20 protein-coding genes and 1 tRNA gene are annotated in these 25,417 nt (G+C 57.7%); 11 read left to right on the forward strand and 10 right to left on the reverse strand.

Annotation, left to right across the window (positions count from 1 at the left end):
* Positions 1-7: 7 nt before the first annotated feature.
* The 4 genes from BUA38_RS12185 to BUA38_RS12200 form a co-directional block, all read right to left on the reverse strand.
* Positions 8-463 (reverse strand): phage terminase small subunit P27 family, encoded by a 456-nt coding sequence (locus tag BUA38_RS12185; RefSeq protein WP_244553301.1) that lies wholly within the window; start codon positions 461-463, stop codon positions 8-10.
* A gap of 29 nt (positions 464-492) precedes the next feature.
* Positions 493-1,767 (reverse strand): site-specific DNA-methyltransferase, encoded by a 1,275-nt coding sequence (locus tag BUA38_RS12190; RefSeq protein ID WP_072818143.1) that lies wholly within the window; start codon positions 1,765-1,767, stop codon positions 493-495.
* Between the two features lie 181 nt (positions 1,768-1,948).
* Complete coding sequence (locus BUA38_RS12195; RefSeq protein WP_172806023.1) at positions 1,949-2,800, reverse strand: helix-turn-helix domain-containing protein; 852 nt, start codon at positions 2,798-2,800, stop codon at positions 1,949-1,951.
* Positions 2,801-3,156: 356 nt separating this feature from the next.
* Positions 3,157-3,345, reverse strand: coding sequence for a helix-turn-helix transcriptional regulator (locus BUA38_RS12200; protein ID WP_072818145.1), 189 nt, complete (start codon positions 3,343-3,345; stop codon positions 3,157-3,159).
* Positions 3,346-4,069: 724 nt separating this feature from the next.
* Between BUA38_RS12200 and BUA38_RS12210 the strand changes: the two genes are divergently transcribed.
* The 10 genes from BUA38_RS12210 to BUA38_RS12255 all read left to right on the forward strand — a co-directional run bounded on the left by BUA38_RS12210 (position 4,070) and on the right by BUA38_RS12255 (position 16,713).
* On the forward strand, positions 4,070-4,519 hold the full coding sequence (locus BUA38_RS12210) for a DUF2924 domain-containing protein (RefSeq protein ID WP_072826063.1): 450 nt from the start codon (positions 4,070-4,072) through the stop codon (positions 4,517-4,519).
* Positions 4,465-5,919 (forward strand): recombinase family protein, encoded by a 1,455-nt coding sequence (locus BUA38_RS12215; protein ID WP_244553245.1) that lies wholly within the window; start codon positions 4,465-4,467, stop codon positions 5,917-5,919. Before BUA38_RS12210 ends, BUA38_RS12215 begins: the two co-directional genes overlap by 55 nt.
* Positions 5,920-5,984: 65 nt before the next feature.
* Positions 5,985-6,353 (forward strand): hypothetical protein, encoded by a 369-nt coding sequence (locus BUA38_RS12220; protein ID WP_244553246.1) that lies wholly within the window; start codon positions 5,985-5,987, stop codon positions 6,351-6,353.
* Positions 6,354-6,429: 76 nt separating this feature from the next.
* Complete coding sequence (locus BUA38_RS12225; protein WP_072818148.1) at positions 6,430-7,959, forward strand: DUF2235 domain-containing protein; 1,530 nt, start codon at positions 6,430-6,432, stop codon at positions 7,957-7,959.
* 1,117 nt (positions 7,960-9,076) lie between these two features.
* Entirely contained in the window at positions 9,077-10,279 is a 1,203-nt protein-coding gene (locus BUA38_RS12230; RefSeq protein ID WP_072818149.1) for an SIR2 family NAD-dependent protein deacylase, read from the forward strand.
* A gap of 48 nt (positions 10,280-10,327) precedes the next feature.
* Complete coding sequence (locus BUA38_RS12235) at positions 10,328-12,214, forward strand: ATP-binding protein (RefSeq protein ID WP_197685929.1); 1,887 nt, start codon at positions 10,328-10,330, stop codon at positions 12,212-12,214.
* On the forward strand, positions 12,211-12,420 hold the full coding sequence (locus BUA38_RS12240; protein ID WP_072818151.1) for a KTSC domain-containing protein: 210 nt from the start codon (positions 12,211-12,213) through the stop codon (positions 12,418-12,420). The genes BUA38_RS12235 and BUA38_RS12240 overlap by 4 nt, the downstream gene beginning before the upstream one ends.
* A gap of 298 nt (positions 12,421-12,718) precedes the next feature.
* Positions 12,719-14,038 (forward strand): DUF2130 domain-containing protein, encoded by a 1,320-nt coding sequence (locus tag BUA38_RS12245; RefSeq protein WP_072818152.1) that lies wholly within the window; start codon positions 12,719-12,721, stop codon positions 14,036-14,038.
* 698 nt (positions 14,039-14,736) lie between these two features.
* Positions 14,737-15,825 (forward strand): hypothetical protein, encoded by a 1,089-nt coding sequence (locus BUA38_RS12250; protein WP_197685930.1) that lies wholly within the window; start codon positions 14,737-14,739, stop codon positions 15,823-15,825.
* Positions 15,826-15,942: 117 nt separating this feature from the next.
* The gene (locus BUA38_RS12255) at positions 15,943-16,713 is read left to right on the forward strand and encodes a hypothetical protein (RefSeq protein ID WP_156898506.1); all 771 of its coding nucleotides are present in this window, start codon (positions 15,943-15,945) and stop codon (positions 16,711-16,713) included.
* Positions 16,714-16,813: 100 nt separating this feature from the next.
* On the opposite strand, the gene BUA38_RS12260 is transcribed toward BUA38_RS12255, so the two are convergent.
* Positions 16,814-17,617 carry a competence protein CoiA gene (locus tag BUA38_RS12260; RefSeq protein ID WP_338076361.1) on the reverse strand — a complete coding sequence of 268 codons (804 nt, stop codon included), beginning with the start codon at positions 17,615-17,617 and terminating at the stop codon, positions 16,814-16,816.
* A gap of 528 nt (positions 17,618-18,145) precedes the next feature.
* Positions 18,146-18,235, reverse strand: a tRNA-Ser gene (locus tag BUA38_RS12265).
* Positions 18,236-18,425: 190 nt separating this feature from the next.
* Here BUA38_RS12265 and BUA38_RS12270 point away from each other — a divergent pair.
* Positions 18,426-18,755, forward strand: coding sequence for a hypothetical protein (locus tag BUA38_RS12270; RefSeq protein ID WP_425304956.1), 330 nt, complete (start codon positions 18,426-18,428; stop codon positions 18,753-18,755).
* Between the two features lie 33 nt (positions 18,756-18,788).
* On the opposite strand, the gene BUA38_RS12275 is transcribed toward BUA38_RS12270, so the two are convergent.
* From BUA38_RS12275 to BUA38_RS12290, 4 genes are all read right to left on the reverse strand, one after another.
* Entirely contained in the window at positions 18,789-20,234 is a 1,446-nt protein-coding gene (locus BUA38_RS12275; RefSeq protein ID WP_072818156.1) for a trehalose-6-phosphate synthase, read from the reverse strand.
* A 177-nt stretch (positions 20,235-20,411) separates the two neighbouring features.
* Positions 20,412-21,248: a trehalose-phosphatase gene (otsB, locus tag BUA38_RS12280; protein ID WP_083587564.1), complete on the reverse strand. Its 837-nt coding sequence runs from the start codon at positions 21,246-21,248 to the stop codon at positions 20,412-20,414.
* A 5-nt stretch (positions 21,249-21,253) separates the two neighbouring features.
* The gene (locus tag BUA38_RS12285) at positions 21,254-22,780 is read right to left on the reverse strand and encodes an MFS transporter (protein ID WP_083587565.1); all 1,527 of its coding nucleotides are present in this window, start codon (positions 22,778-22,780) and stop codon (positions 21,254-21,256) included.
* Positions 22,781-23,206: 426 nt separating this feature from the next.
* Positions 23,207-25,246: a methyl-accepting chemotaxis protein gene (locus BUA38_RS12290; RefSeq protein ID WP_072818157.1), complete on the reverse strand. Its 2,040-nt coding sequence runs from the start codon at positions 25,244-25,246 to the stop codon at positions 23,207-23,209.
* Positions 25,247-25,417 lie beyond the last annotated feature (171 nt).

Below are 25,417 nucleotides of genomic sequence, written 5' to 3' on the forward strand. Positions count from 1 at the left end.
CTTTTGGCTACCCCCCACCCTCCGGGACTTCCTCGTCATAGTCATCTTCCGTCAGTTCGAGGAGCGGGAGTTGATCGGGCGGCGGCACCAATATGCGGCTGCGGCTCGCAGGCGTGAACCCAAACTCAGATGCGATCCGCATCATCAGCTCCGCCTGCCTGTTTGCGAGCCCCAGATAGGGTGATTGCATGGGATAACCGGTCGGCGATTTCACCATCGTCCCATATTTCTGGATCTGTACCATTGCCTCCGCCCACAAAGCATACGCCCCGCAATAGGTAGCCAGCGCGCCGCGGTCGAGATGGGTGATCAAGTTCAGCTTCGACAACTCCGCCGTGAGGCGCTCCCATTCCTGCCTGGCTGTCGGGCTTAGTTCGGGCGGGCATTCCGGCGCAGCGGGCGCGGGCCTCGGCTCGTGCGGGTTCAGGGGACGCTTGCCGGGATTGCCGGTCAAAGCTTTCATCCTCGACGGTTTGGGTCTGCGCCCGCGGATCATGACGCTTCCTCGGCCCGGTGGGTTGCGGGCTCTAGCGTATCGAAGATAACGCCGTCGCTTTGGCGTTTGGCTTTCTCCCCCGTAAAGGCCTGCCAGCGGCGGATCGCGAGATCGACAAACAACGGATCGATTTCAATGCCGAAGCAGACGCGCCCGCAGGATTGCGCCGCGATCAGTGTTGTCCCACTGCCGAGGAACGGCTCATAGATTGCCTGCCCGGGGCTGGAATTATTCAACATCGGCCGGCGCATGCATTCGACCGGTTTTTGGGTGGCATGCTTAGTTTCAGCATCCTGCCCGCCGCTACCGATCGTCCAGAGGGTGGTTTGCTTTCGATCGCCGGTCCAATTGCCCTTCTTACGAACGGCGTACCAGCACGGCTCGTGCTGCCAGTGGTAATCACCCTGGCTCATGACGAGGCGCTCCTTAGCCCAGATGATCTGCGCCCGAATGGCGAAGCCGCTCTTCACCAAGCTGTCGGCTACGATGGTCGAGCGCAGCGCGCCGTGCCAGACGTAGGCGATTTCGCCTGGGAACAGGCTCCACGTCGGCGTCCAATCCGCGATCTCGTCGTTACGGATCTTGCCCTTCCGCGCCGAAGTATTGACGCCGCGACGATGGCGCCACTCGGGATCGTATTCAACGCCGTACGGCGGGTCGGTGACCATCAAATGCGGAACGACACCGGCCAATAGCAAACTCACCAGGCGCTCGTCCCGGCTATCGCCACAAGCAACGCGATGGGGTCCGAGCTCCCAAATGTCACCGGGTTGCGATACCGCGATCTCGGCGACTTCCGGGACTTCGTCCTCATCGATCAGACCGCTCTCAATCAGCGTAAGTGCCGCTGCCAGTTCCTTCTTGTTGAAACCGAGGGTGGAAAGGTCGGCGCCCATCCCCGAAAGATCGGCGAGTTCGAGGCGAAGCATTTCGGCGTCCCAGCCGGCGTTCAAGGCGATTCGGTTGTCGGCGAGCACCAACTGCCGGCGCTGGAATTCGGTCAGGCCTCGGAGCATGACCACCGGCACCGCCGCCAAATTGAGCTTGCGAGCTGCCGCTAATCGACCGTGGCCTGCGATGATGTCGCCTCCCTCACCGACCAGGATGGGGCTCGAGAAGCCAAACGCGCGGATGCTGCCCGCGATTTCCGCGACCTGGGCCGCACTATGGGTGCGCGCGTTGCGCGCGTACGGGATTAGTCGATCGAGCGGCCAATATTCGATTTCAAGGTCCGCAGGAACTGCATCGGCGTTGATTGCATCGAAATTCATTGTGCGATCTCTTTCTTCTGCCGTAGGGGCCCCACCCCCTTGGCAATTTCGCGACGTTTTTCACACGCACTACCGTCAGTTTGGCTCAACGTTTTTCGCTTTAGATCGAGACGACCGGCTTTTGCGAGCAGCGGTACTCAAAAAAAATGATTTTCAGAATTTCGCGCAAAAAGATGCGTCTCTAGGACACCGGTCCGGAACCCGGAGCAGTAGAGTTTTGGTCCCCCCCGGGGTCGAGCGCGATGGGCTTCGGCGAAGCCACGACGGTCGACTTTCGTGCAAGCAATTCGTTCAACAGACTCCTCAGTCCGGAGCCACGCAACTGCAGTTCGGCGTCGGTCGTCTCGCGCATCAGGTTAGGATCAATGGCTTCGACGATTTGACCGTAGAGAGATGGCTGATCGCCGTATCGATCGAACAAATCACGGTTCCAACGCCGCTCGGCGGCGTCGCGAGCCACGCTGCGAGACGCAGGTGACCACAACACACCCTGGGAGTTGGAGGACTCCGGATAATGCTTAGCTTGCCTTGCTAAGCCCTTTTCACTTTTTGACGCGCTTCGAGCAATTGCTGTATGAGATACTGCTGTTGCTAAGGTTCCCCTTAAAAGGTTCTTTTGAAAGGTTTGGGGGCCAACCTTGTCGCTGTCAAAGTGACATGCTTGGCCAGAACATGGTGTCACTTCCGTCTCAGACTTTTGCAAACGTCGCCGACTGCGCCGCGCGTTCCATTCGGCCACGACCTGGGTGAACCGCAGCCACACGGGCTCATAGCTATTCCGGTGGAAGTGACCACCGTGCCGAACGCGGCGAATATACCCGAGCTCGACCAAGCGATTGATCGAGCGCACAACAGTGCGGCGGCTCATCCCAATCAAATCAGAAATGCGATCAAGGCTCGGATCGCATTGCGCCGTCTTGCGATTGAAATGGTCGATAATCGCGGCGGCGACCCGCTTTTCGGAGTTCGATAACTCGGTCGCCAAGTTGATCGCCTTGTGGGCCAACAAGGTACTTAGGGCCGTCACGGCCATGTTCATCTCCGCCTCGAGCATGAGCGTCCTGGCTTCGCCGGAAAACGCTTCTTTGCAATTGCGCCTAGGGTACTCGTTCTAACGCGGCGGCGAGTTGAACTGCCTACCGGCGAGCCGTCGCGATCGAACAAGGCCTTTGGCTCTAGAGTAATCGGCGTCTCGACGACACCACCATCGGTTGGGAACTAGCCAGAGTTTCTGCTTGGCCACTTCCGATTCGGTCGGCTGATCGACCAAGCCTCAGCTGCGTATACGTTAGAGCCGGCTCGCGACAACGGTTGATCTGAGGTCAACGGGTTTGGACGTACACAAACGAGCAACCGCGCAAGCAGAGGAAAGCTCTAGGGCTGCATGACCTAGATCTGCTTTTCGATCCAAGCCAACAAGTCGCTCATTCGATAGCGAATCGAACGCCCGAGCTTGAGATAGGGCGGTCCTTTGCCTTCACTACGCCAAGCTTGCAGCGTGCGAAAGGACATGGATAGGAAGCGCGCGGCATCCTTTTCGGTGACAAGCGCGGATACATCGAGGTTTGGAGACAACATTGGGAGCTCTCCGTGAAGCCATAAATGGATGAGAGAGCAGCTGGAGTTCGGGCGAGATCGATCATTCGCGCACCAAGGCGATTGGCCGCCGGCGCGTCGTCAGCGCGCCGCAGCGATAGTCAGATCGATTTTGGAAAAGGAGAGGAGATTGCGCCCGTAGCCAGTGCTCAATCATACAAGACAAAAAAGCCCAGCTCCGGGCTGGGCTTTCTCGTATCTCTGAGCGCGCTTCGCGCGCCTGCCTGAATCGGTTCTAATCGATCAGACTTACGGCGGATCTATTCCGTTTGAACCGTTAGTCCGCGATGGCGATCACCAACCGATTCATTCTATCGCTCGCGTGCGACAGCCGCTGGAAAATAAAGGACTGATTCGCAATCTTCGTCAACCGAACGAAAGGCTCGACAGCTGATACATCGATTTTATCCACTGATGCGCCAAACTCCTTCTTGTACGTTTTAGATCGCTTAAACTTGTTTGACCCCGATGCAGGCACGAGCGGGCTAGAAAGAAGGCCGCCGTACGCTATGGCATAGGACATGCAGTGGCATACAGAAAAGCCGAAGCCAGTTCTCGATGAAATCGCGGGCATCTTAGCGGCAGGTCTCCTGCGTGTTCTGGAGCGGAAGTCCAGCCAAAATTTGCTCTGTGAGGCGAAAACCCCACTCGACTGTCGCCCCACTTCGAGGGGTCATGTCCAGCAAAAATGCAAGGACATCGCTCCGTGAAAGATACGATTTTGGCCCAGCTGATCGCCCTGAAAGGCGCCCCCGGGGATGCCTTAAAAGCCCGCTGGCGCGAACTTTTCGATTCCGAACCGCCTGCCTACAACCGCCGCTTTCTGGAGAGCCGGTTGGCCTACCGCATCCAGGAATTGGCCTATGGCGGCCTGAGCCGAGACACCGTCGATCGCCTAAAGGCGCTAGCGAAGCAACACGCCAGCAGCGATCCGGCTGAGCGGAAAGTCCGGCCTATCCTCCGACCGATTGCCGGGACCAAGCTCATCCGGGAGTGGCAGGGCGTCGAGCACTGCGTCACAGTGCGTCCCGATGATTTCGAATACCAGGGGCGGCCCTATCAGTCGTTGTCCTCGGTCGCGCGGTTGATCACCGGGACCAAGTGGAATGGGCTCGTCTTCTTCGGCCTAAAGCAAGCCGTCCAGGGGCGGAAGTAGCCATGGCGCGTCGCCGGTCGACAGGTCAGGATACTTTCTCCCAAGGGCGTACCGCGGCTTTTGGGGCCCTGGAGGCCGCAACTCGGGTACCCGGTCGCAAACTGCGCTGCGCCGTCTACACGAGGAAGTCCAGCGAGGAAGGCCTCGACATGGATTTCAACTCGCTGGACGCCCAGCGGGAGTCCTGTGAGGCATATATCTCGAGCCAAAAGGCAGAAGGCTGGGCGTTCGTTTCTGATCGTTATGACGATGGCGGCTTTTCCGGAGGAACGCTGGAGCGCCCGGCGCTGAAGCGTCTCCTCGCCGATGTCGCCGCCCGGAAGATCGATGTCATAGTCGTCTACAAAATCGACCGGCTTTCCCGCTCGATGCTCGACTTCCTCAATCTCGTCGAGCTGTTCGAGCGCCATGGGGTTACCTTCGTTTCAGTTACACAGTCCTTCAATACCAAGGATGCGATGGGCCGAATGGCCCTGAACATCCTCGTGACGTTCGCCCAGTTCGAACGCGAGCTGATCGGCGAGCGCATAAGGGACAAGGTGGCGGCCTCGCGCAAGCGCGGCAAATGGATGGGCGGCTGGACGCCACTCGGCTATGAAGTCCGCGACCGCAAGCTAATCATTCACGAACAGGATGCCGAGCGGGTACGCGCGATCTTCCGGCGGTTCGTCCAGCTCAAATCCGCCACCCTGCTCGCCCGCGAGCTCGTCGCCGCCGGCGCGACTAACCGATATGGCCACGTGCTGGACAAGGGCGTTCTGTACAAGCTCCTGCACAACCGCGTCTATATCGGCGAAGCCGTGCACAAGGGAACATCATATCCCGGCGAACACGAACCGATCATCGACCGCGCGCTGTGGGACCAAGTTCATTCCATTTTGAAGGTAAGCCCCCGCACGCGGGCTGGCAGGGCACGAGCCCAGACCCCAGCTTTGTTGCGCGGCCTCTTGTTCGGGCCCGATTGCGCGGCGATGTCGCCGACAAACGCGCGCAAAAAGGGTGGCAGGCTCTACCGCTACTACTATAGCCAAACGGCGATGAAACGGGGTGGCGGCGCCGACTGCCCGATCCGGATGGTCCCCGCCGCCGAAATCGAACGTATCGTCCTCGGCCAGATTCGGCATCTTATCCGGACGCCGGAGGTGATTGTTCAGACCTGGCGCGCTGCCAAAAAACTCGGCCATGAGGTAACGGAGCGAGAGGTCCGCTCGGCGCTTGCCGAATTCGAAGAGCTCTGGGACGAGCTATTCCCGGCGGAACAAGCCCGTCTTATGGAACTCCTGGTGCAGCGGGTCGATCTCTATCCCGACCGTCTGGATATTGCCTTGAAGATCGAGTGGCTGACCTCACTCCATAGCGAGCTTCGGCAAGCGGCCAACCTTCAGCAGGCCGCCGAATGATGCCGCCCAAAACCATAACCGTCGGCCCAGCCGAGCGACCAAAAATCAGCCGCGACGGCCGTATCATGGTCATTAGTATCCCGATATCGATGCGGCTGACGGGAGGTAGGAAGAAGATCGTCACCCCCGCCAATGCCGCGCCGTGGTCACCGCCGCCGGCCCGGGTTGACAATACGGTCGTCAAGGCACTGGCACGCGCTCACCGTTGGCGCGGTATGCTTGAATCGAATCTGTTTGCGACGGTGCGCGATCTCTCCAAGGCCGAGAAGATCAACGAAGCCTATGTGTGCCGGGTTCTTCGTCTGACGCTGTTGTCGCCCAAGATCACCGAGGCGATTCTTTCAGGAAGGCTGCCCGATACGATCGACCTGGCAAAACTCCTAAAGCCGTTTCCGCTCGAATGGGAACGCCAGGAAGCGTCTTTCCTTCGTTGAGGCGGCAACCCGTCTCTATCCCTTGCTCAATACAACTTATGATATAGATTGCGCAGCTCTCTATGAGGGGTGCGCGATGGCAAAGAACATCGTGATATTTTCAGACGGCACCGGCCAGGCTGGCGGGATCAACTTCGACGAAGCACGTACCAACGTCTACAAGCTTTATCGCGCGTGCCGGGTCGGCCCGGATTCGCCGATCAATCCTGCCGAGCAGGTTGCCTTCTATGACCCGGGCCTCGGATCCGCGGCGGACGGCAGTCAATTCAAGATTGGCTGGATGCGATGGATTTATAACCTCTTGAGCATGGCCACTGGATTAGGCATCACCAACAACATCATTGACTGCTATGCGGCAATCATCCGGCTCTACGAGGACGGAGACCGGATTTTCCTCATCGGCTTCAGCCGAGGTGCCTATACGGTGCGCTCCGTCGCCGGCGTGATGTCTTACTGTGGAATTCCGCGTCACCTACCTGAAAGCGCCCCATTGCAACTCGATCTCAAGGGATCCCGCGCACTTGCCGAGCACGCGGTAAAGGACGTCTATCAGTTCTGCTCGTCGTACGACCGTTCGAAAATCGGACGCTACCTCACCTTCATGATGCAAACGCGTGATGCGATCGCAGCAAAATTCAGATCGGATCACGGTTGCTCCGCTACAAAAGACGGCGTCGAACAGGCAAACGTCTTTCCTTACTTTATTGGGGTGTTCGACACTGTCGCTGCGCTTGGCAACAAGTGGCTAGCCCCGATCCTAATCGGCGCAGTCCCGGCTATTCCGTTTGTCCTATACTATCTGGGGAGTGCGCTTGACCCGATTTTTCCTGCGGCGGGCCGCGTTGCCAGGGATCTAGGCTATTTCAGCGTCGTGGTCGCCATTCTGGTCTATCTCAAGAACTACCTGAAAATCGCCCCCTCTCTGCCTGGATACGGCTTCTTCAAACGTCTTGCGACGCTGCACCTGACGCGGTCCAAGCACAGATTCTATGACACGACGCTGAACGTAAACGTCGACTACGCCAAACACGCGATTTCCATCGACGAAGATCGCGCTGATTTCGCCAGAGTGGGTTGGACGCCCACGGCGAAAAAACTCAACAGGCGAGACGACCACGATGACTTGTATTTTGAGCAGGTTTGGTTTCCAGGCGTCCATGCCGACGTGGGCGGTGGCTATATCGAAAACGAAGCTCGTCTGTCCGACGGCGCCATGAACTGGATGCTTGCTGCTGCGTCCATTGTTCCCAACGGATTGAAGCACGACGGAAGCGTTCTTGGGCTGTGGCCAAACCCAAGTGGCCCGCAACATGATGAGCAGGCGGGCTCCTTCTTCAAGAAAGCTTTGCGCGAGCTTCCGACCGACACCACGGGCGTGGCACAATCGCCCATGCACAAATCGGTCTACGAGCGTTTTACAAATGGTCCGGTGCTGATTTTCAATCAGATAGGACTCTATCGTCCGACCAATCTGCGAACCCACGTGGACTTCGCGCCGTATTTTGGTGGCGGCTCGAATCGTCCCGGACCAAATCCCCCAAAAACCTGCATTGCGGACGACATCGAAGCGAAGTGGATCGCGGCCAGCTGTCCTGGCCGGATCTAAAGCCTACGATTCGTACATGAGATGTTACGGAATAAGTCGGTCAGTGGCTGACCCGCACTGCTCAGAGACTGCCATCAATCGGGGCTTACTCGACGAGACATCCTAACTCGCGGCAGCAGCTCTAGCCCGGTAGTAGTCCCGCTTGCTGCTTCCATCCAAAGAATAGTGACGAGAGTTCTTCGGATAGAACGTTTGGCGTCGTCCAGCAGAACTTATCTCCCAAACATAAACTTGAGGAACGTGGAGCCGCTGGCCGATTGGATATGGTTCGCTTCGACGACTGACGACCATATGTGGGAATTCAACATCCTGGTATTCCTTGAACAGTGTCTTCAACATTGCCACTCTAGGGTTCTCGTGCGCCACGAGCATGGTCCTGTGCGGCTGGTTATCACCTAGCCTCAACAGTGGCCGTGGTTGTGTTACAGCCCTTGTCATCCCGGCAAACGCAGGCTTCGCAAAAAGCGATTGGAGCGCGGATCGTTTTCCCCCCAAGACAAAGAAGCATCGGGCACCAGATGCCTGCACCAGCAGCTCGAGACGGATCAAATCCCAGAGGATACTTTGAACCGATGGAATCGACGTTCCGACCCACTTCGACTCCACTGCGATCGAAATCGTTGGGTGCGGGTCACAAACAGCAAAATCGATCTCAGGCCTTCTACCAACCCCGGTAGAAAGCGCAGCCAGAATCGGATGCTTATATTCAGCGTGGGCTCGGTTGCCTGTTCGAGAACTCAATATTTGACCGATAGGATGTGTCAGATACTTCTCGCTGAATAACCCACTCCGATCACAAGCGAACTCGAATTGGAGCCATGCTCCCACTCCGGTCGTTAGAATTTTCGCGTAGTCCATCTCGCTCCCCTACCCTAAATCTCCTGACCATCACCACGGACGGCAGCTCCAAAAGTGGGACTATTATTGTATCGACACATGGCAACGGCCATGCCGAAGAAGTCTGTAGAGCAACTGACTCCATTAGCGTGTGTGGTTAGGCCTAGCCGGGCAGCGTCGGTTGGCCGACGCGCGATACTAGACAAACGCTTACCTTGACGGTTGTGCTACAAAAGTTACACAATCTGTAGAATCAAGATGTAAATTGGGGGCGGAAACGATGACTTCCGGGCACGACGCCCATCAGTGCGTGACGCAACTGAGACAGACGCTTGCTGCTGATAAGCTCCCGATCGGATTCTTCCTTGGCGCCGGGTGCCCTTGCGCCGTAATGGTCAAAGATAAAACCGGGTCCGGATCCTCGTCAATTATTCCGGACATTCGGGGACTTACCTCATATATCGACGGAATATTGACCGTTAATGAGGACGTGAAGGGCTCCTACGCAAAGCTATTGGGCCTGTTCAAGGAAGACGAGGTTGACGCGCCCAACGTTGAGGTGATGCTCAACCAAGTCAGGCAATTCAGTAAAGTCGCTGGGAAAGCTGGCGTCCGGGGGTTGGCCGCGGACGAACTGACTAAGCTGGACAAGCATATCTGTAACACAATTCGCACAAGAGTTACTCGAGCTCTTCCACCTCCCCCAACTCCCTATCATTGCCTCGCAGAATATATCGGACGTCATCGAACGACCTCTATGGAGCTGTTTACGACTAACTACGATCTCCTTCTGGAAGAGGCACTTGAGTATCACCAGGTGCCGTTTTTCGACGGATTTATTGGATCGGCTCGCCCCTTCTTCGACCAGAAAGCGATTGAAGATTCCGAAATCCCATCAAGATGGACTCGCTTGTGGAAGCTGCACGGATCTATCAATTGGCGATTTCACAAGGAATCGAAGTCTGTCGTTCGCACCGAGCGAGAGGAGATCGGCGACGAGCTGCTCATCCATCCGTCCCATCTGAAGTATGACGAGAGCCGAAGGATGCCCTACCTCGTCATGGCCGACCGTCTCAAACATTTCCTGAAGCGCGGCGAGCGTCCGGTAGCGCTCTTCCTTTTCGGATATTCCTTTGGCGATGAACACATCAACGAAGCCTTGGTCGATTGCCTCCAGTCAAATCCATCAGCCGCCTGCTTCGCGATGCAGTTTGGTGCGCTTTCCGGCTACCCTGCCGCCATCGAGCTTGCGGTCAAAAACTCGAACTTGTGCTTGATGGCAAAGGACGGCGCTATAATTCGCCGTCAACAGGGTGGTTGGCTCATGAACCCCGGCCGGGATATTTCCTCGCTCGCCGGTGTATTTACTGACGCAGGGGCTAAGGGCACCGACAACGATGCTCTCCGCCCCTGCCATTTTGAAATTGGTGACTTTGCCAAATTCGGGGACTTCCTGCGCTCGATCTCGAACGCAACGAACTGAGACAGGTATGCCGTCATGTCTCGGATAGACCCTACCCTGCTAGGCACTGTGGAAGACGTAAGCGGTGCGACCATCCGCGTTAAGCTCGGCAGCGAGACGGTCTCCGGACTGAGCTTCATCGAGGGGCAAAGCTATCGCGTTGGACAGGTTGGCGGGTTTGTACGTATTCCGCTTGGATTCGTGAACCTCTACGGAGTGATTTCGCAAGTCGGCGCTAGCGCCGTACCGGAGCGTCTGGCCGAGGTTGAGATCCACGGCAATAGGTGGATGACTATCCAGTTAGTCGGCGAAGGCCAGCCCGGAGCGCGTTTTGACCGGGGCATCTCTCAGTTTCCCACCGTCGGCGACACCGCCCATCTTGTTACGGAAGCTGACCTACAGACCATCTATGGGCGTCCTAACGACTATCGCTTCGTACAAGTTGGTCAGCTTGCGAGTGCGAACAGCATTCCAGCTTTGGTCGAAATCGACAAGCTCGTGACCCGACACAGTGCAGTGCTGGGCACGACTGGCTCTGGTAAATCTACAACGGTTGCCGGTTTGTTGGCCGCGCTTTCTGATCGTGGACGCTATCCTTCGGCTCGTATCCTGGTTATCGACATCCACGGCGAATATGGCAGAGCCTTGCAGGACCGCGCTGCGATTTTCCGAATTAGTCCGGATCTCGGGAAAGGCGAACTTCCGCTTTACATTCCCTACTGGGCGATGACGCTCGACGAACTTCTCCCCATAACGCTCGGATTGATTGAAAACTCCGCCGATCGAGGAGCGGTTATCGATCAAATTACCGCTCTGAAGCTCGACGGCTTAAAGACCAATGCTCGCCCTGGAGTAAGCGCTGACACTCTGAGCGTCGATACACCAATTCCTTTCAGCATTCATAAGTTCTGGTTTGATCTTCATTGCGAGATGCGATCAACGCATTTCGAACGTGACGGCCAGGCTCAATCCCGTGCCACCTGGGCTTTGGAAATCGATCCGGCAACAACAAAGGCCGCGCAGGAAGGAAGCCCGATCAGAGGCATTCCTCCTCGGTTCCGAGCCGCCAAAGATATTAAAGGTGATACTGAAAAGATCCGGCATAGCCGTTCACCCCTGTCGATCAGTCGACAGATCGATGCGCTTGGATCGAAAATTCGGGATCCTCGTTTCGATTTCTTGCTGCGTCCGGGACCTTACTGCCCAGCAGAAGATGGAAAAACCGAGCAGGACCTCGACACACTGCTTGCCGACTGGCTCGGCGATCGCAGCCCAATAACCATACTCGATCTGTCCAATATACCTCCTTCGATACAATCCGAGGTCGTCGGGGCTGTTCTTCGTATCTGCTACGACGCGCTTTACTGGAGCCGGAGCATCCCCGAGGGCGGTCGAGAACGACCGTTGCTTGTCGTGCTCGAGGAAGCACACGCGTATCTTCACGAAAAGCAGATCGCGTCGGCAGCTGTCAAGAAAATTGCCAAGGAGGGACGCAAATACGGGATAGGCATGATGCTGGTCAGCCAACGGCCGGCAGAGATAGACCAGACTATTCTTTCGCAATGCGGAACGTTGTTTGCACTCCGACTGTCCAACGCCGAGGACCGCAGCCATGTGAAGGGAGCGGCTTCCGATAATCTCGACGGTCTATTTGCGATGCTTCCCGTTCTGCGGACTGGAGAAGCCGTGATTATCGGCGAAGCCGTCAACTTGCCGATCCGCGCGCTCATCAATCCTCCAGGGGCCAACCGAAGGCCCGATAGTTCTGATCCGAAGGTAGTTCTCTCCGGCTCAGAAGCGGACGGATACGAGGGTCCGGGAGGCTGGAATCAAAAGCGCGATCCGGCGAACTATGCTGAAGCTGTCGAACTATGGCGCCGCCAAAATCCTCGGCCAACCAATGTCCATATCGATCCGATTGCTACCGCAACGACAAAACCAGGAGAGCAGAAGTGAAACGCGATCCAGTGACTTCTACCAACATTGCAGAGGTCGGCTACGACCCGAACAGCCGCACGCTTGAGGTCCTGTTTAACAGCGGCGCGGTTTATCAATATTTCGACGTTCCGCAACAAATCTACAACGACCTTATGCAGGCCCCTTCAAAGGGTGGATTCGTTAATGCGAACGTGAAGGGACACTATCGTTACGCTCGAATATAGCGGGAGTGGCGCAGTCTACAGGCATCATCGGCACGCGCCAGATCCCGGAACGTAGAGGCGCAGCTTGCGCGTCAACGCCGCCGATTTTCCGCCTCCCTGAGCCATCTTGAGGCAATCATCTCATGGTCTGTGGCTAATGGCGTTGTGCAGTCTGGGGTTTCGGTGGAAAACCAAAGGAAAGTGGCAATGTTTCCGACGTTGATCGAGAGATCCGGGGTAAAGCCACCTTTCCAACCCGCTGCCACACCTAGAGCGGCTTGTGGCCGGGCGACGCCCAGCCTGGCTTCGCGGAGGACTCATGAGCTTTCAAGCCACCGAGACGGGTTCAAATCATGAGCCCACGTTGCGCTGCCCCAACTGCAATCACGAAATTCGCTTGACCGAGTCCCTGGCGGCCCCGCTCCTCGCAGCCACTAAACAGCGGTTCCAAGAGCAGCTTGCTGCAAAGGATGCAGAAGTCCATCGCAAGACTGAGGCATTGCAGAAGGAGCGCGATCAAGTCGAACAAGAGCGCCAGACTATCGACGATCAGGTCAACCAAAGGCTGTCGGCCGAGCGTAGTCAATTGATCGCCAGCGAAAGCAAGAAGGCCCGCGACGCGGTTTCCGCGGAACTGCTCGCGCGCGACGGTGAATTGGCCGAAATACGCCAGATTCTGGAAGTGAATAACGCCAAATTGGCGGAAGCTCAGCAAGCCCAAGCTGAAGTGATGAGAAAGCAACGCGCTCTGGACGAAGAAAAGCGCGAGTTTGATTTGACAATTGAAAAGCGGGTTCAGGCGTCGATCGACGAAATTCTAGTTAAGGCTCGCCAAGACGCCGACGAGGCCGCGCGACTGCGCGTGGCCGAAAAAGATCAGACCATTGAATCGATGACGCGAACGATCGAGGAATTGAAGCGCAAGGCAGAGCAAGGATCGCAACAGGCCCAAGGCGAGGTTCTGGAGCTTGAGCTCGAAGAGCTTTTGCGCGGACGCTTTCCAACCGACTCCATCGACCCGATCGGCAAAGGTGAACTTGGTGCAGACGTAATGCAGCAGGTGAACGGCGCGATTGGCCAGCCCGCCGGCATCATTCTCTGGGAGATCAAGCGCACCAAGGCTTGGAGTGATGGATGGCTTGCCAAACTGCGGGACGACCAGCGCCGATCCGGCGCCGATGTGGCACTGATTGTCTCTCAGGCCTTACCTAAGCATGTCGAGCAATTTGATCTGGTCGAGGGCGTTTGGGTCGCTCATCCCCGTTGTGCTCTTCCGGTCGCTGTGGCCCTCCGCCAAGGATTAATCGACGTGAGTAGCTCACGATTGGTCCAGCAGGGCCAGGAAACGAAGATGGAACAGGTCTATCACTATCTGACCGGCACCAAGTTTCGCCAACGTGTGGATGCTGTCGTTGAAAAGTTCAACGATATGCGGGACGACCTCGACAAGGAACGCAAGTTCATGGGACGTCAATGGGCCAAGCGAGAAACACAGATTCTGTCGGTGCTCGACTCTACGGTCGGCATGGTCGGTGATTTGCAAGCAATTGCCGGCAAGGCAATGCCAGAGATCCCAAGCCTTAATTTGCAATTGTTGGAAGATGCGACCGAAGCCGAACGGAAGGTCAGCGGACTATGACGCCGGCGCCCGTCACCTCTACTGAATGAATTCGGTTCGAATTCTCGCCCTCGCGCCGCAGTTTAGGTGATGGATTTCTGATTCGCGTCGTCGCGAGCGGAGATCGGACCGACACGGGCTGCGAAGGTCTAATAGTCTCCGCAAAACGGGAATTTTTCGAGCATGTGCCGGAGACTTTCCGCCGTTTCTGGAGGCTGCGAGAGCGGGAGCTTAGAGACAAAGCTAAACGAGCAAAATCCCCGGTTTCCGGACCTGTGAAGTCCAGGTTATATTTCGTCGCTAACAGCGGGACTGCCTTGGCTGGCGTGGCAGGAATCAAAACCTCACATTTCTTTTGGCCAGGAACGGATCCACGATCGGCAGAAGACCTCGCGTTTTTAGTGGCAGCCGCAGCGACGCCTTACGCATCAATCACCAAGCTTGTGGCAATTTCTCCCCTGGGGCGACTCCGTGGCGATTCATATTTCACGAAAAGTCGCCCCAAAGGGCGGCCTTAGAAACGCCTGATAAATCACCAGCTCGTCTCGTTGCGGGGATGCGCAACAGACGTCCCCACAGATTGCCGCCGATTGTGATTTCTCTCAGCTCATAAGGACTTAGACCAGCTAGGGTTCGCTTTCCCCTTTCCCGCCGTTTCGATTCTTTGAGCCGCTGAGGTTTGGGGGAGGGGCGTATTTCCAGGTAGCCTCGATCATTGGTTGAGCTATCGTATATTGCGCTGTTGGGCATTCCACGGTGGGGTGGGCGAAATGTTCGAAAACAAGAAGTTCGACGTTGAACACGCATTGAATCTGTACGCCGATAGCTTTTCCCTTTTTCCGGCACCGGCAATCTATGACGAAGAAGCACTCAAGCCGCTTAAGTCGGTCATTGAGCGGTGCCACATCTATCTCATCGGCACCGTGCCGAAAGTCGACTTCGTGGGCGCCAGGCAATCCAATCGAACCCTGTTCGTTTCAATGGAAGTGCTCAGCAAGGCTTATGAGATCAGCTGGCCTCTGCCTGATGGCATTGAGCTGAAGCACGAAGACGGCCTTTGGTATCTTCTTGACCAGCAAGGAAAGCGAAGCTTTGTGACTGAAGACGCGATGTTCCAACAGTTGGCGCTGACTTATGACTGCTTGAAGTTTGACGTCCAGTACATCGGGCAAGCATATGGCTCGGACGGCTCTCGCAACGCCTTAGATCGCCTCCGAAAGCACGAGACGCTGCAAAAGATCTCCTTGCAGGGCGTTCCGGAAGGATACCGTCTCGAATTGATTTTGCTCGAAGTGGTGCCCGCGACACGGGTCGTAACCGTTTTTAACCCGAAGGCCGAAGACAAAACACAGGGGAGAGAACGGATCAAAGCGGGGCTAGATAAGCTTTTCGGTACCGACGAGAAGGAGCGGGTAAGCCTCTTCGAAGCGGCATTCATTCGCTACTTCAGGCCCCCCTTCAACGAGAAATTCAAAGATAGCTTTCCGTCAACGAACATGAAAGTGCTCAAAGATTGCTACGCCAAAGACTTTTCAGCGGTGGTGGCCGAAATTGGCTTCGACGAACTACCGTTCAAGCTTTGCTCCGGTCACGTTGAAGCCAAGGATCATCATATAGCCAGCTTTAATTTGAGCACCGCGGAAGAACGGGCGGTCTTTTTCTCACCGGCCGAAAAATCCGTAGTAGATCTAGCGAAGCTGGCGGATGCAATGTCAAATCTTACGGTCGGCGAATCTGTCGACCTCTCGAGATTGCTGCGAGAGAGATGGAAAATTCCTATCTCGGCTGAGAGTAAGAAACAGTCCTGAGCCCACGACCCTGCTGCCGTAATAGAGCGGCTAGCTAAGGTCGGCGCAAAAGAAAGCGATTTTGGATAGAAAAATGATCTATCGCAAAAGGAATTTTCCCGCCGGAAAGAAATGCAGATGGCTGATGAAATCGTATTAGCCTTTCATTTTGACACTCCGCCTCCAGCGGACGGTTTCGGTGACGTTTTTGTTGCGTTGGCACGGGACTATAACGAAGCGACCGAAGGTCGGGTTCTGGTTATCAAGAGTATTCAGAGCGGATCGATCATCGTTGCGCTGACGGATGCCGCATTAGCTGCAGCTCCTTACGCCGCTGGGGCGCTCGTCGTTATCGGAGCTGCCAATGCTGTGGCGACTTTTGCAAAAAACCTAAAAGAATGGTTTGGGCGCGCCAAATCTGATGAAGGCAGAAAACGCCTATATCGAAGAGGCAAGAAGGCACCAGGGCAGCGCTCCGTGGAAGCTATCATCACGGTCGCGGCGAAGAACGGACTAGGTGCGCGCGTGAAATACACATCTCCGAAGGGTGAGGTAATCGAGGCCGAATTGACGCCGGCTCAAGCTGTCCAAGCAGTCGAGATGTCGGCCACACGGCCAACGAAGTTAGCTGAGATCGAGGCGAAACAACGCCGAGCCCTCGCAAGACCCGATGTCATGGCCGCATTAGAAAAGTTACGCGACGCTGGCAATGCCAACCTTTCGCCGGTACAGATCGAAAGCCTCATCGATATCATTGTTGCCGCTCTCGAGCTGGCAGGGGCCGAATATGCGCTGCCATCAATTGCCGCTCATCTTGAGATGCACGGCATGCATGAATTTGCGAAGGCGGTTCGGAAGCATATAAAGAGACCGGGCGGTACACTCGCGCCACCGATTACGACAAGGTAGGCCCAGCAAAGTCCGCTTTCATCGCTCCCATGTCGGGAACGGCGTTTCGGGCAAAGGGTCGGCTGCGGTTCAAGAGGTAAGCTGACGCCATCCGATCCGCTCAAAATCGCTTAAATCGTCGGCGAGGCCATCCTCCACCGGGTATTCCTGGAAACCGTGGAGCCGCGCGTGTCCCCCTAATCCATTGAGTCAAACCGTCCAGATACTCTTGAACGGCGATCAATCGAGGACGACTTGGAGCTACTTGCAGAAATTGCTCACGCGACATTCCAACAACCACAGCACTTCCCTCCGCACGCCCCGGAAGGAGACACCAAAGCCCGTCTCTGAACGGATCTGGTGCTCGGCTTTCATCTAAGCCCCGGAAATCAAAAATGACCGGTATCGAGCTTTCAAGCCACATCGTGGGAAAGCATTGATCAGGGAAAGTGAGGAGAAAATATCCGTTGATAGGCGTGCGCCTGAAATCATCCTTCCCCTTGTTAAACCGTGGATAGTCCCGCTGCAGGCGGGTGCCATCAACAATCCAAATCATATTTCCGTAAAAGCGCTCGCGTTTAGTCCGTTCGAGCGGGTCGAGATGCGAATGCTGAAACTCAATCACGAGGCCATGTGGGGTACGAACGTCAGCAATGTGCTTTTCGCCGGATTGCCCATCGTACTGGATAATTTCCTGCCAATCGGCCGGAAATTTGTTCTTCCATGCGCGGTGCCATTCGGTTTCCTTTTCGGCCCAGGAATCGCAATCTCGAACTCCCCGGTGCGCCCAATGCGAGACTCTGTGCGCGCCACACTTGGCAATAACCTCGCCATTGCAATTGGGGCACATCCCCCTCCCGCCGGGGTGGGCTTCAACACGTTGAGCATTTACGAGCGCAAACTTCATGCTGCATGGCCCCCGCATCAGGACGGGAAGAAATAGCTTGAGCTTTGCCAAACCGTGTACGCCGGCAACATGATTGAGAACGCAACGCTGCTCGGTGAAACAGGTCGAAAGTTAATAGACTGGATTGGTCACTCGCAACTTGGCGGGCGCCGAGACGATTAGCGGTGGCCATTCGTCGGCGACATTTGGTTGCGGGGTTCAAAGTTGCCAAAATACAAAAGCCCTCGAAATCGTGACGATTTCAGTGGCTTATGTTTCTTTGGTTGCAGGGATAGGATTTGAACCTATGACCTTCAGCTTATAATGCACTTAGTTGGTTGAGGGAGAGGGATCCAAAATGGCTCGTTCGGAATCCGTTGTTACATCAAGTAAATCGGAGACCAGACTTCGTACTGCGGTACAAAGGCCTTGGAGAAAAATCTATTCTCCAGGCCCTATCGAGAGCATCTGATGCTGTCCGCCACATTCTCTGGGGCGAAAACCCAGGCAAAACTCGTGGGGTTTTTGCGGTTTTCCCGGCATTTGGTACGGCGAGCTTGTTTTTGGTGGCGGAGAGAGTGGGATTCGAACCCACGGTACGGTTTCCCGCACACACGCTTTCCAAGCGTGCGCCTTAAGCCACTCGGCCATCTCTCCGAAGAGGCTTCTCTTGAAGGGGCGCGCGGACTTTTGCAAGTGACCGCGAATGGCTTCGGAGCAATTTCCACAAGATATTGATATTGCTATATAATTTGTATAGCCGGCATTTCGGCTCCATCCATCTGAACCTAAAACCGCCGACGTCAGGCTGTTAGGTCGTAAGGCATGAATGACGGAGAAGCGCGACATGGCCGCCTACAAGGCAACGATGGTTCTGGTTATCCTGTCGGCTGCGGCTTGGGCAGTGCCGGCGCAGGCTCAGCAACGCTGTCATCGCGAAGGCACCGATGTGACTTGCGACGACGGGCATCGCGGCGTCTGGTCGGGCGATGCCATCATCTGGGCCGACGGCACCCAATCACGTTCGTCGCCGCACCCGAGTGTCATCATCGGCAACAAGTCATCTGTGCGCGTGGGACCTGGCGTTTTCGTCGGTCAGGGCAAAGGCATGGTGCCGCTCGAGGACCCGAGCAAAGCGCGCTGCGTCACCCTCGACGAGGTACCTTACTGCAATTGAGACGTGACCGCCGCCTGATCCGCCTGTCAACGATCACGCATTGACGGAACGGAGCGGCCGCAAGTTCGGCGACCTCACGACCGGCTGCGTCAACGCTTCTCCTTCGGAGCGCGCCTGTTGCAACGCCTCGACGAAACTGGAGAACCATTGCTGGATCGAACGGCGCTCGAGCTTTGCCATCATCGCCTCCCAGCGCATCCGCCGCTCGAGCAGCGGCATCGAGAGCGCGGTCGCAATGGTCCGTGCCATGCAATCGATATCGTGCGGATTGACCAGCAAAGCCGTATCGAGTTCGTTGGCCGCGCCCGCAAACTTCGACAGCACGAGAACGCCGGGATCATCCGGATTCTGCGCGGCGACGTATTCCTTCGCCACCAGATTCATCCCGTCATGCAGCGGCGTCACGACGCCAACCTGGGCGGTGCGATAGAAGCCGGCGAGCACCGTCTGGCTGAAGCCCTTGTTGAGATAGCGGATCGGCGTCCAGTCGACCTCGCCATGAAGGCCGTTGACGTCGCTCACGAGTTTCGCAAGCTCGTTTTGCAGATTGCCGTAAGCTTCGATCGCGCCGCGCGAAGGCGTTGCGATCTGCAACAGCGACACGGTGCGCGCCAGCGACGGGTGCGCCGTCCACATGCGGTCGAACGCCTTGATGCGGTTGACGAGCCCCTTGGAATAATCGAGCCGGTCGACGCCGATCGCAAGCTTCTCGCCATTCAGGCTGCGGCGCAGGCGCGATACGTCGGGATGCGATACCGCCTTTGCTGCCTGACGGGTAAATTTTTCGACATCGATACCGATCGGAAACACCGCAATGCGGGTCGTTCCGTGCTGTGACATCACCACGCCGTCCTCAACCATGAGGTCGAGGGTGGACGAGAGATAGTTGGAGAAATTTTCGCAATCGTCCTCGGTCTGGAAGCCGATGAGGTCATAGGCCAGCATGGCTTCAACCAGTTCGCGATGATGCGGAACGCCTTCGATGACATCCCGCGGAGCCCACGGCGTATGCAGGAAGAAGCCGATCGGCTGGTTGACGCCGAGGTCGCGCAATTCCGCGCCCAGCGCCAGAAAATGATAATCCTGAATCCAGAACGTGGTGTCAGGTTTACGGAACCGCAGCAGTGCCCGCGCCATGAACGCGTTGACTTCGCGGTACGAGAGATAATCGCCCTGCGACACGCGGATCAGATCGGCGCGCGAATGCAGCGCCGGCCACAAAGCCGAGTTGGCAAAGCCCTCGTAATAGCCGCCATAGTGCGCCGCCGGCAGATCGAGCATCGCGAGCGCGCCTGCGCCGAGCGCCTCGACTTCAGCAAAAGGTTCCTTCTGCACGCCATCGCGAACGCGGCCGCTGGAACCGACCCAAATCGCGCCTGATTTTTCCACAATCGGGAGCAATGCGGCCGCCAAACCGCCGGTAATCGGCTCGTTGGCGTTGCCGCGCGTAATGCGATTTGAGACGACGACGAGGCTCACCGGGTTCCCCTCCTGATGCTTCGCTCGCGTGTTAACAACCGTTCATCAATATGGTTCCTGGTCACTTTTCCTATGAATTGAAACCGAATTCAGGCGATGCAGCGTCCGGATTCGGCGGGCCTGCGTCAAAATTCGTTCACGCCCGATTAAGCGCTCTAAACGACATATTCCATCGATTCACGACGCCGCCGAAGCCTTGCCGTAATTGACGAGGCGCAGGAGCCAGGCCCTGACATGGCTCGGCTCATCGAATTGACCGGCCACGCCCTGCGCGTGTCGGCCAACCGAAAAAGCAATCCCGCCGAGACCGGGCATTGCTGCGAACACCGATTCATCGGTGACGTCGTCGCCGATGAAAACCGGACGGCGGCCCAGGAACGGCTCGTGACTCATCAACTCTCGTACGCCAGTCGCCTTGTCGAAACCTGACGGCTTGATTTCGCAGACGCATTTTCCGGGCAAAACCTCGATCGGCGCATTCGGCAGATCGGCCCTGATCAACGACACCGCCTCGTAGATCGCTTTCTCCGCATGCGGCGCTAAACGATAATGCAGCGCGAGCGAGTAGCCTTTGTCTTCCAGCAGAATGCCGGGGCTCAACCGCGCAATCGCCGCAAGGCGGCGTTTCAATTCCTGATCCATCGGCGGCGCGTGGGTGGCAACGGCTTCGCTGCCGATCGAAAGCCGCATTTCGGCGCCGTGCCCGCCAATCGCCGGAAACCGCTCCGGTGCGAAGATCAGGTCGATGTCGTTGAGCGAACGCCCGCTGACCAGCGCGAGCGCGCCGTTCGTCCGCTCGTGCAAGGTACGCAGCGTCGCCGCCAGTCCCGGTGGGACCCACACCTCGCGCGGCGTCCGCGCGAGGTCGAGGAGCGTGCCATCGATATCGAGCAGGATGGCGCACGCGTCGAGACACTTCGCAAGCTTTTCCGCAATCAGGTCCAGCGAAGCGCCCTCCACCGGCCAGGCTTCTTCGCGCGCAGGGATCACACGGCTTGCGAGACTTTCAATCATCGAGATTACTCCACGGACGCCAGCGGCTGCGCGACCGATTCCAACGAACGCCGTTCGGCCGCCACCGCATAGCGCCAGCCGACGGCGGCGGCGATCAGCATCAAGACGGAGCCAAGCAAATAACCCGCAAAGACGCTGCTGCGCGAGCCGGTATCGATCAGCGCCCCCAACAGGATAGGGCCGGCGACGCCGCCAATCGCGGTGCCGATCGCATAGAACAAGGCAATGGCCAAGGCACGCACCTCCAGTGGAAAATTCTCACTCACGGTAAGATAGGCAGCACTTGCGGCAGGAGAAGCAAAGAAGAAGATCACCATCCATGCGACGGTCTGGGTCTTGGCGCTCAATGCTCCGATCTCGAACAGGTAGCCCGAGAGCGCGAGCAGGATACCGGAAACGCCATAGGTCAGCGCGATCATCGGACGGCGCCCGAGCGTGTCGAACAAGCGGCCGAGCACCAGGGGGCCCAAGAAATTGCCGGCCGCGAATGGAAGGATATACCAGCCAACCTGATCGGCCGGTATCCCGTAAAAGTCGCTCAATACCAGCGCGAAGGTAAAAAAGATCGCGTTGTAGAAAAACGCTTGGGCGATCATCAGCACCAGCCCAACCAGCGAGCGGTCGCGATAGACCTTGAACAGCGTATGCGCGACCTCCGATAGCGGGGTGTAGTCGCGCATGCGTAGCCGCAACTTTGGCCGGGCAAGCGAAGGCGCGTCTTCGGCAGCAGCCGGCCGTTCCTGGGTGTGTCCGGTGACGGAATGCTCGATGTCGCGCATGATGGCATTGGCTTGATCCGGACGGCGGTGAATGATCAGCCAGCGCGGGCTTTCCGGAATCCAGATCCGCATCACGAACACGACCAGGCCGAGACAGGCGCCGGTGAGATAAGCGAGCCGCCAGCCGAGATCGACGTCGATCCAGTTGGGATCGAGCAACACGATGGCGCTGATGGCGCCGAGCGCGGCGCCGAGCCAGAAGCTGCCGTTGATGATCAGGTCGGTCCATCCGCGATAGCGCGAAGGTATCAACTCCTGGATCGTGGAATTGATGGCGGTGTATTCGCCGCCGATACCCGCGCCGGTCAGGAAGCGAAACAGCGCATAACTCGCAACGCTCCACGACAGCGCGGTGGCCGCGGTTGCGGCGAGATACGTCGCAAGCGTGATGAAGAACAACTTCTTGCGGCCGATGCGATCGGTCAACCAGCCGAAGCCGAAGGCGCCGATCACCGCGCCGGCCAGATAAGCGCTGTTGGCGAGGCCGACCTCGAAGTTCGAAAAATGCAGCACCGGGCTTTGCTTCAACGCGCCCGACAGCGCGCCCGCCAGCGTGACCTCGAGCCCATCGAGAACCCAGGTGATCCCGAGTGCCAGGACGACGCGGGTATGAAAGCCGCTCCACCGCAAGGCATCGAGGCGGAAGGGGATGCTGGTCTCGACGATGTCACGATCAAAGGTTTGGCCACGATCGACGGCAGCCGCAGGTTCGCGTGCAACATCCAGATCGCCCTGCCGTCGCTGCAAACCCATCGAGTGCCCACTTTCCGAAGTTCGTGCACCGTCTCAGCACCCACTTTTCACGAGCTTCGGAAAGTCATGGGCACCAGCCAACCTATGATTCTAGTACCGCTTTGCTATTTGACGTTCCTGGATCTAGTTCGCCGCTCGTGGTGCAGGAACTTCCAAATAGGCGGTACTAGCGCTACCAATCAGCGATTGCGGGAAAGCGAAGCTCTCTTCAAGGGCTAGGCGAAGGACCACCAGCTTAACCGTTAACGTCGCACACCCACCCCGGTTCCATCTGCGCGCGGAGGAAACGCATGGATTTCAAGCCCGTTGACGACGCGTGCGAGGGATTTGTGACATGACCCGGCAACGCAAAACGTCCGAGCGACGCTCGCACCGTCAGATCCAGGTGGCGATAGCGGTGCAGACTGCGCCGTCAGTGTTTCGCGATCAGGCCGCGCGAATGTTGGCCATGAAGCGGTCGAGCTCCTCGCGCAACCGCGCGCTTTCGGACGACAGCGACCGTGCGGCGTCCAGAACGTTAGCCGAAGCGGAGCCGGTTTCCGCGGCGCCCCGGTTGACCTCCATGATGTTCACGGCGGCCTCGCTGGTTCCCTCGGCGACGTTTTGAACACTGCGCGCGATTTCCTGCGTGGCCGTGCTTTGCTCCTTGACGGCGCTTGCAATCGTCGAGGCGATGCTCGAGATCTGACCGATGGTGCCGCCGATTTCCTTGATGGCGGCAACCGACTCCTCGGTCGCGCCCTGCATGCCGGTGATATGGCTGGAGATTTCGTCGGTCGCTTTGGCCGTCTGGCTGGCCAGTGACTTGACCTCGGACGCGACAACGGCAAATCCACGACCGGCGTCACCCGCGCGGGCCGCTTCGATAGTGGCGTTGAGCGCCAGCAGGTTGGTCTGTTCGGCGATCGCGGTGATCAGCTTCACGACATCGCCGATTTCCTGCGCGGCGCGCGACAGTTTGCCGATACGGCCATCGGTCTGTTGGGCCTGGAGCACGGCGGCTTCCGCGATCCGGTTGGATTCCTGGGCTTGCCTGCCGATTTCGTCGACGGACGCCGAGAGTTCTTCCGTGGCCGAGGCAATCGATTGCATGTTGCTGGAAGCATGCTCCGAGGCGCCCGCTGCCTGGCCCGAGAGATCCTGGGTGCTCTCGGCGGTGCGGGTCAGCGTTCCCGCGGACGCCTCAAGTTGGTGCGCGGACGCCGAAACATTGGCGACAATACTGCCGACGGTTGTTTCGAAGTCGTCGGCAAAACGAATGAGCTCGGCGCGGCGGCCCGCCGCGGCGGCCTTGTTCTGGCTATCAAGCGTGGCGGCATCGCGTTCCGCCTTGGCGACGGCCTGAATCTTGAATTCTTCGACGGCTGCGGCCATTTCGCCCAGCTCGTCCTTGCGGCCAAGCCCCGGCAGCACGACGTCGAACTTGCCACCGGCGAGTTCACGCATCGCCTTGCACATTGCGATCATCGGCCGGGAGATTCCCGCGCCCAGCAGGAAAGCCCACACCACGCCCAGCACGAAGCCCCCGATCGCAAGCATGATGATCAGATGCTGCGTCTCGCTGATGGTAGCGCTCGACTCGGCATCTAGCCGCTGCTGGTCGGCGAGCAGATCCGCCTTCATGGCGTTCGAAGCCTTCAGGATCGCGGTCGTGGAATCGGCCATCTCGATCGAGAGCTCGTCCACTTCCTTCGCATTCTCGATGAGCTTGGTCAGTGCCTTGCGGTATTCTTCAAGCTGGACGGCGGCATCCTTGATGGACTGCGCGACCTTGGGTTCGCCGGCAGGAATGGCCTGCAAAGCCGTTTCGACAAATTTCAGACGTGCCACCGCACTTGCAGCGACCGATTGATCGGAATTGACCTGGAATGTGTTGGCGAGCGCCGCCGCGGTCTGGAATTGCGCGGCGACCTTCTTGCTGGCCAGGGTGACCGCGGCCAGTGTGGAGTCATCTTCGACACCGCTCGGCAGGTCGTCGAGCTTGTAGCGCAGCAGGTTGCCGCTGCGCATCAACTGGTTCTGACTGACGAGCTCGCTGTCACGCTTCGACTTCAAGACGTCGGCGAAGATCTTGGTAAAGGCATGGAATTCACGGGCCAGGCGCGTCACCTGGTTGACGCGGGCCGGATTGGTCGTGCTCTTCATCGATTGATCGATGGCGTCCTTCAGCGCGACCTCCGCCGCCAAAGCCGCCTTGGCATCGTCTTCCTTGCCGGTCGCCACGAAATAGCGGGCCAGCGCCCGATAGGAGAGAAGTTCGCGATCGATATTCTGGGCGAGGTCGGATTCGGACACGCTGGCCCGATAGGCCGCAACGCCGTCCGAAACGCGCCCAAACCCGAGATAGGCAACGCCCATGCTGGCGGCCGAAATCGCGAGCACAACGGCGAAGCCGAGACTGATTTTTCCACGGAAGCGCAGGGTAAGCAGCTTTGGCAGCGCAAATTGCGGCCTGAAACCTTTCAAGAACCTCACCCCGGACTCCCTGTCGCCATTGCGAAGCCGGGCCTCGCTATGGAGTCCCGGTAGCCTGAAACCTAGAATAGAATGGATAAAAGGTCGTAAACCGGTGGTGCGACCGACCGATCGGCCGAAACCTGGTCTTAACGCTGCTGCGGCCGCCATTGACGGATGTCG

The sequence above is a fragment of the Bradyrhizobium erythrophlei genome, from assembly GCF_900142985.1.
GTDB lineage: Bacteria > Pseudomonadota > Alphaproteobacteria > Rhizobiales > Xanthobacteraceae > Bradyrhizobium > Bradyrhizobium erythrophlei_B.

What these genes read in the sequence shown, in the direction of transcription:
- BUA38_RS12270 (WP_425304956.1), top strand. Translation starts at nt 18,426, where the DNA reads ATGGCCGCCTACAAGGCAACGATGGTTCTGGTTATCCTGTCGGCTGCG.
- otsB (WP_083587564.1), bottom strand. Translation starts at nt 21,248, where the DNA reads ATGATTGAAAGTCTCGCAAGCCGTGTGATCCCTGCGCGCGAAGAAGCC.
- BUA38_RS12285 (WP_083587565.1), bottom strand. Translation starts at nt 22,780, where the DNA reads ATGGGTTTGCAGCGACGGCAGGGCGATCTGGATGTTGCACGCGAACCT.
- BUA38_RS12225 (WP_072818148.1), top strand. Translation starts at nt 6,430, where the DNA reads ATGGCAAAGAACATCGTGATATTTTCAGACGGCACCGGCCAGGCTGGC.
- BUA38_RS12230 (WP_072818149.1), top strand. Translation starts at nt 9,077, where the DNA reads ATGACTTCCGGGCACGACGCCCATCAGTGCGTGACGCAACTGAGACAG.
- BUA38_RS12190 (WP_072818143.1), bottom strand. Translation starts at nt 1,767, where the DNA reads ATGAATTTCGATGCAATCAACGCCGATGCAGTTCCTGCGGACCTTGAA.
- BUA38_RS12245 (WP_072818152.1), top strand. Translation starts at nt 12,719, where the DNA reads ATGAGCTTTCAAGCCACCGAGACGGGTTCAAATCATGAGCCCACGTTG.
- BUA38_RS12185 (WP_244553301.1), bottom strand. Translation starts at nt 463, where the DNA reads ATGAAAGCTTTGACCGGCAATCCCGGCAAGCGTCCCCTGAACCCGCAC.
- BUA38_RS12255 (WP_156898506.1), top strand. Translation starts at nt 15,943, where the DNA reads ATGGCTGATGAAATCGTATTAGCCTTTCATTTTGACACTCCGCCTCCA.
- BUA38_RS12220 (WP_244553246.1), top strand. Translation starts at nt 5,985, where the DNA reads ATGGTCATTAGTATCCCGATATCGATGCGGCTGACGGGAGGTAGGAAG.
- BUA38_RS12260 (WP_338076361.1), bottom strand. Translation starts at nt 17,617, where the DNA reads ATGCGGGGGCCATGCAGCATGAAGTTTGCGCTCGTAAATGCTCAACGT.
- BUA38_RS12195 (WP_172806023.1), bottom strand. Translation starts at nt 2,800, where the DNA reads ATGGCCGTGACGGCCCTAAGTACCTTGTTGGCCCACAAGGCGATCAAC.
- BUA38_RS12200 (WP_072818145.1), bottom strand. Translation starts at nt 3,345, where the DNA reads ATGTTGTCTCCAAACCTCGATGTATCCGCGCTTGTCACCGAAAAGGAT.